10 protein-coding genes are annotated in these 10,253 nt (G+C 40.7%); 3 read left to right on the forward strand and 7 right to left on the reverse strand.

The genetic code is table 11. The features are described from left to right. Positions 1 to 66 precede the first annotated feature (66 nt). Positions 67 to 885 carry a lipopolysaccharide assembly protein LapB gene (locus tag IQ224_RS17960; RefSeq protein ID WP_002792755.1) on the reverse strand — a complete coding sequence of 273 codons (819 nt, stop codon included), beginning with the start codon at positions 883 to 885 and terminating at the stop codon, positions 67 to 69. A 274-nt stretch (positions 886 to 1,159) separates the two neighbouring features. On the opposite strand from IQ224_RS17960, the gene IQ224_RS17965 reads away from it, so the two are divergent. Continuing rightward, a complete protein-coding gene (locus IQ224_RS17965; RefSeq protein ID WP_002792756.1) occupies positions 1,160 to 2,032 on the forward strand; it encodes a hypothetical protein in 873 nt (290 codons plus the stop codon). 69 nt (positions 2,033 to 2,101) lie between these two features. Here IQ224_RS17965 and IQ224_RS17970 read toward each other — a convergent pair whose 3' ends face one another. Further along, positions 2,102 to 2,575 carry a hypothetical protein gene (locus IQ224_RS17970; protein ID WP_002744871.1) on the reverse strand — a complete coding sequence of 158 codons (474 nt, stop codon included), beginning with the start codon at positions 2,573 to 2,575 and terminating at the stop codon, positions 2,102 to 2,104. A 20-nt stretch (positions 2,576 to 2,595) separates the two neighbouring features. Between IQ224_RS17970 and IQ224_RS17975 the strand changes: the two genes are divergently transcribed. Then, positions 2,596 to 3,519 (forward strand): lysylphosphatidylglycerol synthase domain-containing protein, encoded by a 924-nt coding sequence (locus tag IQ224_RS17975; protein ID WP_002744873.1) that lies wholly within the window; start codon positions 2,596 to 2,598, stop codon positions 3,517 to 3,519. A 65-nt stretch (positions 3,520 to 3,584) separates the two neighbouring features. On the opposite strand, the gene IQ224_RS17980 is transcribed toward IQ224_RS17975, so the two are convergent. Both IQ224_RS17980 and IQ224_RS17985 read right to left on the reverse strand, forming a co-directional pair. Then, positions 3,585 to 3,821: a hypothetical protein gene (locus IQ224_RS17980; RefSeq protein ID WP_002738997.1), complete on the reverse strand. Its 237-nt coding sequence runs from the start codon at positions 3,819 to 3,821 to the stop codon at positions 3,585 to 3,587. 117 nt (positions 3,822 to 3,938) lie between these two features. Then, positions 3,939 to 4,295, reverse strand: coding sequence for a hypothetical protein (locus tag IQ224_RS17985; RefSeq protein ID WP_194033297.1), 357 nt, complete (start codon positions 4,293 to 4,295; stop codon positions 3,939 to 3,941). A 114-nt stretch (positions 4,296 to 4,409) separates the two neighbouring features. Here IQ224_RS17985 and IQ224_RS17990 point away from each other — a divergent pair, with 114 nt between their 5' ends. Continuing rightward, complete coding sequence (locus IQ224_RS17990) at positions 4,410 to 7,736, forward strand: AAA-like domain-containing protein (RefSeq protein WP_194033298.1); 3,327 nt, start codon at positions 4,410 to 4,412, stop codon at positions 7,734 to 7,736. Positions 7,737 to 8,044: 308 nt separating this feature from the next. Here IQ224_RS17990 and IQ224_RS17995 read toward each other — a convergent pair whose 3' ends face one another. The 3 genes from IQ224_RS17995 to IQ224_RS18005 form a co-directional block, all read right to left on the reverse strand. After that, positions 8,045 to 8,887 (reverse strand): D-alanyl-D-alanine carboxypeptidase family protein, encoded by an 843-nt coding sequence (locus tag IQ224_RS17995; RefSeq protein ID WP_002744881.1) that lies wholly within the window; start codon positions 8,885 to 8,887, stop codon positions 8,045 to 8,047. Between the two features lie 33 nt (positions 8,888 to 8,920). Continuing rightward, complete coding sequence (locus IQ224_RS18000) at positions 8,921 to 9,964, reverse strand: SH3 domain-containing protein (protein ID WP_194033299.1); 1,044 nt, start codon at positions 9,962 to 9,964, stop codon at positions 8,921 to 8,923. A gap of 48 nt (positions 9,965 to 10,012) precedes the next feature. Continuing rightward, positions 10,013 to 10,253, reverse strand: a 241-nt coding sequence (locus tag IQ224_RS18005) for a transposase (RefSeq protein ID WP_194032751.1), incomplete at its 5' end; no start/stop codon positions are given.

Here is a 10,253-nt window from a genome sequence, read left to right on the forward strand (position 1 = left end):
GGGGTGTGGGGTGTGGGGAGAATAAATAAAATAATCTCCTATCTCCTATCTCCTATCTCCTATCTCCTATCTCCCGACTCCTATCTCCTGACTCCTGATTAGGGACTGAATCTCCTCTCTGTAGGCAAAAGGAGCGCGACTGAGAGCCTCTTGAAAGAGGGGTTGAGCCTCTTGATTTTTGCCCTGTTCTTTTAGTACGATCGCCGTCGCTAAAATCGGTCGGAAATCGTTAACATCCATCTGTTGAGCTTGTTTATAGGCGTTTAAAGCTTCCGGATAATTTTGCTGCTCAAAATAGATTTTGCCTAAAAGTAACTGAACGGAAACGATATCGATTAAACTAGCGGGATTATTGGGATCGGCAGCGGCTTTTAAAGCGCGATCAATCGTGTCTTTGACTAGACTAATCGCCTCGGTATGGCGGTTTTGGCTGAGAAATAAATTAGTTAATCCAGTTAAGGCCCGTAGATTTTGGGGATGGGAGGCCAAAAGGCTGCGATAACTGGCTGTGGCCCCTGCATAGTCCTCTATTTGCTGTTTTGCTTCCGCTAAAAGTAGTAGATAATCGGATTGTTGGGGGTTAAGTTGCGCTAATTTTTCTAAAGGTTCGATCGCTTGCTTTAAATCGCCCTGCTGTAGGCGAGTATCTAATAATCCCCGCAAAGCTGCCTGATTATCGGGTTCACGCTCTAAAACCATCTGATAACCCAGTGCTTGACTGGCTAATTCCTCTTGTTTCACTGCGGACAGATGACTCTGGCTCGAGGAGTGCTGACTCTGGAGAATAGAAGTCAATAGCGGCATGATTGAGAAAGACAGCAAGGCAAATAACATCAGGATGAGACCGATGGACAGCCAACGACGGTTAGAGAGAGAGGCTTTCATAGACTGGGGTGGGAGGGGACAGACAGGAAAATGTTATGGAAATCTGGAGATTTGATGAGGGGATCGTTCGAATTCGCCGCTCTTTATTGAGTACAATGGGCAGACAGTCAAGACTCAAAAGGGTTTTGATAAGGTTGACAGTCAGAAGATCATGGTTCTTAATATACTAGATGCCAGTAGAGTCGCCCTAGAGGGTTATTGCAACCCCCCAGATCGCGCTTTTGACTTGCTTGATTACTAATTTACTATGTGTCTCCGCCGCTAGGAGTGTGATATGAATCGTCCTGGGAATCGGTTTACCGAATCACCGAAAACCCCCCCGACTCCTGAAGTGGAACTTCAGGAAGTCCCCCTTGAGTCCCCCCATACTGAGGCTGACTCAGCCGTAGAGTCAGCCACCCCCGAAGAAGTCAAACGTCAACAACCGATCCCCCCTCCCAGTCATCTGCGGCAGTATCGGGCGATCGGTCTCGTCTATGGCCATTATCAGCGATCGGAGGAACAATTAACTAAAGGCAATATTTTAACTGCCGATGGTACTCTGATCGATTCTGTGATTCTCGGTCGGGTGATCAGTTTGGTTAAAAATCATCTCGATCTGGAAAAACCCCATCTTTGGGTGGTTTATCCCCGCACCCGTCAGGAAAATGATGCCCTTCATGTTCAGATTGTCGGTGTTTGGGAACCAGAAACCCTGAAAAAAGAGGATGATCAGGAGATAGAGCCTCTCCTCGCTTCTACCCCGGGTTATTTTTCAATTCGAGGCGAAGTCATCTTTACTGAACGGGAAAATCAAGCGGTAGTGGTCAAAATCCGACAGATGCCCAAAACTGAAGCGGACAAACCCAAGTTTTTTAAACTAAAATTGCGCGGCACTTTACCAGGTAAACCGATCGGTCGTTTTTGGGATTTTCAGGTACAACTGAAAGGAGATGCCTTAACTATTTTGGAAGGTTTAGACCTCGGTTTTGCCAGTAAGAAAAAACCGATGGGTAAGGGAGGTTTTAAAAAGCCTTTTGATAAAAATCGTCATCCCTCGGCCGATAGATATTCTCGACCGGAAGGGGAAGGAGAAAAGCGACCTTTTGCCCCCGGACAATCCCCTATCCCTCGGCCTTCCCGATCCAAACCCCTATCGGAAAACTAATTTTTTCTAAGGATGGGTGCAGAACCCATCCCTAGGTTTACAGGTTTTTTTTCAGGAGTTATTTGCTCCTTAGTATCTGGGAATACGAGCGCGGATTCTATAACTATAACCTGTTCCCAAAATCTCGGTGATAAAAACCGCCAACTGAGTGCCTAAAATCGCTTCATCGGCAGAACTAAAAGATTTATAATCTTCTATTAACCACTCTTGACCACCATTAACTAAAGTACATCTAAATGTACCAAGAGATTCGGCAATTTCTGTATATTCTGTATAGTTTCTCGTTCTTACTTCGCCCCTACTATCTGCCCTCAAACATAATTGATTAAGTTCTGCATAAAATTTGGCAGGAATTTTGTCTAAATCACCCCCTTTAGTCGCCCAACGCACAAAAAGATGGAAAGACCAAGGAAGATTGAGATAAACTAGATAACATAAAACCAGAATAGTTGTTAAATATAAGGAGGAAGTCAAGAATTTATTATATTTCCTTTTTCGGGATTGATTTAAACGGTTAGCTAAATCTAGCTTTGATTTTCTCATTTTAATTAGTAAAAAATAAGATGTATAAAAAAATCCTGCGTTTTGCTCCGATTATCCTGTCCTTGAGTTTGTTTATTCTAGCGGTCTGGGCAATTAGTCAAGAATTTAAACACTACACTTTTGCCCAACTCTTGGCTAGTTTGGATCATATTACCACAAGTCGTAAGCTAGAAGCTGTTTTTTGGATGGCTTTGGGTTATTTGTCGATGACGGGTTATGATCGCCTAGGTTTTTATTATATCAATCATCCCTTAGCTTTAGGTACTATTATCCGCACTGCTTTTATCAGTTATGCCCTTGGTAATACCATTGGTTTAACCTTATTTTCTGGGACCGCGATCCGTTATCGTTTCTATACTCCTGCGGGGGTGGGGGTGGTGGATATTGCCAAAGTCATCACTTTTACCCATTTAAGCTTTTGGTTAGGAATGTTAGGGATTGGTGGTGTAAGTTTCCTCGTTGATCCCCAACGGATTCCTCAACTTTTAAAATTACCTTTTTTAACTACTAAACCTTTAGGAATAATTTTTTTATTGCTGGTTACGGGCTATTTTTTCTTGACTCTCACTTATAAAAAACCGATAAAAATCGGCAAAGAAAATATCTATTTACCCTCTTGGACTCTTTCCTTGGCTTTGATTTTGTTGACTTTTATTGATTGGATATTAGCCGCTAGAGTTCTATATCTTCTACTCCCAGACAACCATAATACTTCGTTTTTAGGATTTTTCGGTCTCTATGTATTTGCCATGACAGCAGGGGTATTAAGCAATGTGCCGGGGGGGATAGGTGTTTTTGAGTTTATCATGCTGAGATTACGGCCAGAATATGTATCTAATGCCGAGCTTTTCGGTTCTTTAATCGCCTATCGAGCTATTTATTATTTGCTTCCTTTAATTGTCGCTTTTGTCTGGTTATTGGGTTACGAAGCTCGCAGAAAATAAGGCCCGCAAATTAGCTTAAACGGACAAAAAAAGTCCCCATGCCGTCATAGCTGGGGAGCATCAATCTAGTAGGCTAAAGTTTCTAAAGTTTCCCGTAGATAGGAACAAATGCGAGCATCAGCATCGTCTCTATTTTTACCTGATTCTAGTTGTTCTTGCTGCCAACGCCGAAAACCGGAACTGGCGGCGATGGCTTGTTTTAAATGCTCCCAAGTGTGATGATCTTTGTGAAGTGGGGTGTCAGAAAATGTGGTGGAGTTGCCCATCTTTACCTCTGGTGGTAGGGTTGCACCTTTTAACATAACTTAAAAATGGCTGGAAATTCTGATAACTGGGACACAATTAGCCAGAAAAAGGTGTTGCCTAGCGGGAAAGCTGCGGGGATGCCAACACCTTTTTTGAGGAAATCTAGCGGATTTTTAGGAGATTTTGCTGGTTTCTGCCGCTTCTTCCACTTCCACTGCCTGATTTAAAGCTGCGGGGGGAATGGGGATAGGAAATACCGACGGCAGGTTAGCGGTGGTATCTTCGGGAGGCTGCGCAGAGTGAAAACGACGGTAGGTTAAAACACCAGCTACGGTGATTGCTCCTGTAGCGGCGGCAACCCCTAAAATAAGTTTGTTAGGATTCACATGGAAGGTGGTATTGCTGCCAAAAATGCTTTTACCTTTAGCGAAAGCACAAGCGGAAGCGCTGCCGGCATCAAGAGTACCTAAAACAATACCACTGACGAGGGTGGCACTAACGGCGATGGAGGTGAAAAAAGTTTTCTTCATAATTGCCTTGGGGATAGGTTGTCAATAGCGATTATCCTTGCATTATAGATATCTAAATCACAATTGTCTATTTTATTTCTTTTGGTGACATTGAAATAATTTTGTTTAAGAATCATGAATTATCAATATCGTGTCGGGGGTAGTCTTGCTTATAACCATCCTACCTATATCGAGAGAAATGCCGATCGAGAACTGTTAACTGCGTTGAAAAATGGTCAATTTTGCTACGTTTTTAACTGTCGTCAGATGGGCAAATCCAGTTTAAGGGTACGAGTAACTCATATTTTACAGCAATTGGGCAGGGATTGCGCGTCCGTAGATATAACCAGTCTTGGTAGTAATGATAATTTATCCCAATGGTATAACGGCGTGATCACCCGTTTGTTTTTAGGATTTAATCTGACGGGAAAAATTAATCTTAAATCCTGGTTGCGCGAGCGAGAGGATTTACCCCCCGTGCAGCGTTTGGGACAATTTATTGAGGAAGTTTTATTAGTTTATTGTCGGGGAGAGAAAATATATATTTTTATTGACGAGATTGATAAAATTCTCAGTTTACAGTTTTCTCTAGATGACTTTTTTTCCCTGATTCGTTATTGTTATAACCAAAGAGCGGAAAATTCCCAGTATGAAAGAATTACTTTTGCTTTATTCGGTGTGGCTACCCCAGCAGATTTAATTCGCGAAAAGACGCAAACATCTTTTAATATCGGCCAGGCGATCGAATTAACGGGATTTAATCTTGCAGAAATTGCTCCTCTAGCTGCGGGATTATACGGTCAAAGTAATTATCAACCCGACTGCTTAGAAAAAATTATTTTTTGGACGGGAGGACAGCCATTTTTAACCCAGAAAATCTGTCAGCTATTGCTGGAAAGTAATTTAGATATTGAGACGCTGATCAAAGAGAGAATTATTAATAATTGGGAATCTCAAGATGAACCAGTGCATCTGCGAACTATTGCCGATCGCTTGTTAAGAAATCAAGACAAAGCGGGTCGTTTGTTAGGTATCTATCAACAAATTTTAGAAAAGGGATCAATCCTGTGCGATGATAGTCCAGAACAAGGGGAATTAAGGTTATCGGGTTTGGTGGTAAAAAAGGATAATCAGTTAGTAGTTTATAATCCTATTTATCGAGAAATATTTAATCTCAATTGGGTGAAAAAACAATTAGAGCAATTGCGTCCCTACTCAGAAGCGATCGCCGCCTGGCAACAGTCTAATTATACCGATGAATCGCGGCTTTTACGCGGAAAAGCTTTAAATAATGCCCTCGATTGGTCTCAGGGAAAAAGCTTAAGTAATCTTGATTATCAGTTTTTAACTGCTAGTCAAAATCTCGATAAAAGAGAGGCAGAAATTAGTCTAGAAACTCAGAAGCAAGCTAATAAAATTCTAGCAATTGCTCACCAAAAAGCCACCAAAAGAATTCAAATTGGCTCGGTAATTTTAATTGCTTCTCTTTTGGGTTCTCTCTTAGCTTTTATTCAAGTAAAACAAGCATGGCAACAAGTGGAAACCGCTCAACTAGGTATTCAATTACAGCGCAAGGGTGATAGTGATTGGCAACAATTTCAATTTGAACAATTAGAATCTTTAATGGCGGCGATGCAAGCAGTAAATAGTTTAAAAAATATCGTTACTGATGACCAAACCTTGAGTAAATATCCTGCTACCAGTCCAATTATTACCCTACAACAAATTTTAGATCGTATTCAAGAAAAAAACCAACTGCAAGGACACCGGGGAACTATTTATAGTGTTAGTATTAGTCCTGATCGTCAAAAAATAGCCAGTGCTTCCCAAGATAAAACGGTAAAAATTTGGAATCAAAAAGGTGAGAATATTCAAACTTTGACAGGTCATCAGGGAGCAGTTTATAGTGTTATTTTTAGTCCCGATGGTCAAAAAATTGCCACCGCTTCCGAAGATAAAACCGCCAAAATTTGGAACTTGCAAGGGCAAAATTTAGTCACCTATCCTGACCATCAAGAATCAGTTTATAGTGTTAGTTTTAGTCCCGATGGTCAAAAAATTGTCACCACTTCCAGGGATAAAACCGCTAGATTATGGAATTTATCAGGTGAAACTTTACAGGTATTTAAGGGACATAAAAGATCGATAGATGCAGCTAGTTTTAGTCCCGATGGTCAAAAAATTGCCACCGCTTCCCGGGATGGTACGATTAAAATCTGGGATTTATCAGGTAAAATTATCTTGAGTTTAGGTCAAGAAAATACTGAGGCTTTTTATAGTGTTAATTTTAGTCCCGACGGTCAAAAAATTGCCGGGGCAGCGGCCGATAAAACTGCTAAAATCTGGGATTTAGAGGGAAATTTAATAGCTACTTTCCGGGGACATCAAGATTTTGTCAACAGTGTTAATTTTAGTCCTGATGGACAGTTTATAATTACCGCATCTAGTGACGGTAGTGCTAAAATTTGGGGAATGCAAGGGGAAGAAATAACTACTCTCAGAGGACATCAAGAATCAGTTTTTACTGCTGTATTTAGTCAAGATGGAAAACAGGTGGTAACTGGATCGAGTGATGAAACGGCTAAAATTTGGCAACTGAACAATTTAAATCAAACTAGGGCCGATAATACCAGTGTTACCATTAATTCCCAGGGCAATATTATCGCTATTGCTAACAAAGATGGTCAGATTACTTTACTCGATTCACAAGGTAAAAAAATTAGAGAATTTACCACAAAAATGCGTTCAATCTATAGTATAGCTTTTCATCCCGATAGTAATCAGATAGCGATTACAGGAAGAAACGGAAAAGTCCAAATCTGGAGTCAAAAAGGAACAATGCTTCAAGAATTTACTGCTAGTCAAGTACCGATTTATAGTCTTGCTTTTAATGGAGAGGGAACAGCAATAATCACGGGAACAAGCGAGGGAAAAGTTCAATACTGGCACTTAAATAATCATCGACCTCAATTGATTAATTCTTGGACAGTTGATGATAGTATTATCTATGATTTGGTGTTTTCTCCCGATCATCAAAAAATTGCTACCGCTACTCGAGGAAAGATTAAAATTTGGGATTTGCAGGGCAATCTTTTAAAGGAGATTAAAACCGATTCTTTTCCCGTTTATGGAGTTAGTTTTAGTCCCGATGGTGAAAAAATCGCTGCTATTTCAAGGGATGGTACAGCTAGACGCTGGGACATTGACGGAAATTTGCGCTCCGAGTTTAAAATAGAAGAAGATATCGTCTATGGGATCGCTTTTAGTCCTGATAGTCAAGAGATTGTGATTATTGCTAGGGATGGTCAAAAGCATCGCTGGCCCTTAGAAACAGAATATAATTATTTACAAAAATTGCTCGATCGAGGTTGTTTTTGGTTAGAAGATTATCTCAGGACTCGTCCCGAAAAACGAGAAGCTCTATCCCTGTGTACTGGGAAAATAAAACCATTCACATTTTAAACTTGGTTTGACTGGGTGGGGGCAAAGGTTAAATTAATTAGTTAATTTCTTGATCTCTTCGGTTTGTCTTATGCAACGGACAGGGTTATAAGGGATGAAACCCTTATAGAAACAGACATTACTGCGATTTTTGTCAATTGTTTGCGATCTGGAGCGAACTAATCAATTAAATCTCTTGCCAGATCAGGATTTAGTCGATTTATGCCTCCCTATATAATCATACCAAGTAACGAATAACCCAACATTTTTGGTTTTAACGCTAGAATTTTATCCAATGGCCTTTTGTCAACGGGGAAGTCCAGGTATAATCATTGTCTTTGTGTCTTTGCTACTCTAAAAATTTCTTGAGCTGTTGCTGAACCGACAAAACGCCAGTGCCAAGGTTCATAACTAACACCTTGAAAATTGTTTTTCGGAAATGATAGTTCAAAGCCATATTGAGCAGCGTGAACTTCTAGCCAGCGATAGGCTTCAGTAGAGTCGAATGTCAATTTGAGGACAGTATTAGGACTTTTACCGTCACCAACATCGAGAGCATAGCCTGTATGATGTTCGCTGAAACCTGGAGGCGCACTCAGTTTAGAGGCTGCTTTCTTGCTTCCTTGGCGTTGAATTTGTCGCTCAAACAGCTTTTTTTGATCGGCAACTGAGCGAAAGCCAGAAACAGGAATGATCTCAATTCCCTCTTGTTGAGCGGCTAATTGCATCTGTTTAAACATCTCTGCCGCTTCTCGATTTAGATATGCTTTACGTTCGTAGAAAATACCAATTTCCACTAAATCATTAGCATTTTCTTCGTATTTTATATGAAAAGGAATTTCAGTTTGGTTAGGGGGTGAAAGTACAGTCTGATTGGGAGGTGGCGAAGATAGTGAATAGATATCATCAGCACCAGTAACCATGGGCGAAGGAACTGGCAGAGCTTTGGATGTATTTGCCAAAGGATAAGGTCGCTGTAAGGGAGGCGTTAGAGTATTTTTAGGGATAGAAGCAGGAGAAATTAGAGAAGTAGAAGAAACCGACGGCGAGGTAGAAACTATCGCAGTAGTTGGCGGTTCAGTCGGCTGTTTAAACCCTAAATAAATCGATACACCCATTACAACAATTATAGGAATAATAAAATATCGAAAATCTGAAATAAAAGATTTCATATTAGTTGTAGTAGATGAAAAATTACACTAGAGCTAGTCAGAGCTAATTAATTGAGCAGCAATCCAGCCTGTCGTACCAGACTGAGGATGATAGACTTTATACCACTGATAACCCCCTCTATCATAGCTACTGCCCAAAATTTGTAGGCGATCGCCTGTACGAACAGTTCCTACCACCCCATAAGCAGTTCCAGCACCAGAACGCATATTTTTAGTTCCTGGAGTACCGCTCACTGTAGCATTGGTTCCTCTGGACGAAGCTTTTGGTGGAGGTTGAGATGGAGGTTGGATTTGCGGTTGACTTGGATAAGTAGTTTGACCATCAACAGCAAGTAAATTACCTGCAATCCATCCATCTGCTCCTGATTGGGGAAAATAAATATGATACCAAATGAAGTTATCGCTATTTCTAACAGATTTGATAACTTGAACGCGATCGCCGGGATAGGCAATATGTCTTGTTGGGTATTCTAAACCAGGACCCCTGCGAATATTTTTCTGCCCTGGTTCTCCTACAATTGTGGCATTACTGCTACCAGATGGGACAGAGGAAACATCTTCAGGAACTTTAGCAATACTAATGACAGGATTATCATTAACAGTAATACCAATAGTTTCCCTATCAGTTTTACTGCCATCACTGGCTGTGATGATTAGATTGTCTGAACCAGCGTAGTTTTGCCGACCTCGGTAAATGATTCCGGCGGCATTGGCTAAAGTTTTATTAATTTTAGTCGTATCGCCTTTGAGAGTAATTTTTTTGGTTTTATTATTCTCGATGTTGTTGGCGGTTAGTCCATTAGGTATGTCTGTTTTAACAGTAAGAATACCATTGGTGACTTCAAGAGTGACTGTCAGGTTTGGATTATTGGGATCGCTGAGAGTCATTCCACTAATTGGTAAGTCAGTATTTTGGTTAGTGAATTGCTTACTTGGTACGGTAATAATAGGAGGAGGATTGGTAGGAACAACGGTGATGCTAATCGATTTGCTATCAAGATTAGAATTAACATCTTCCGAGTTGCTAGGAGGCCACAGCACTATTTTCTCTCCATCGCTAACTGTAGCAGTGAGCATATCCTCGCCACTGAAATTTTTAGGCTCTTCGTTACTCTTTATGCTAAATCAACAGACAAGATGCCAAGATAACATACTTCTAACCCAAAAATTCCGAAAGTTTCTAAAGCCATAGCCTCTTCTTTTTATTAGTTTAAGTTTATTGTTGATTCCCTCGACCACCCCATTCGTTGTCCTTCGCTCGAAATAACTAATTATTTCTCCAAACCAGTTTCGGATTGTTTGACAACTCTTAGTAAAAACACTGGAGGATTTTGCCAACCATTCCGAGATGGATAGCATTCCCTCT

The organism is Microcystis sp. LEGE 00066 (genome assembly GCF_015207925.1).
Classification (GTDB): Bacteria; Cyanobacteriota; Cyanobacteriia; order Cyanobacteriales; family Microcystaceae; genus Microcystis; species Microcystis ichthyoblabe_A.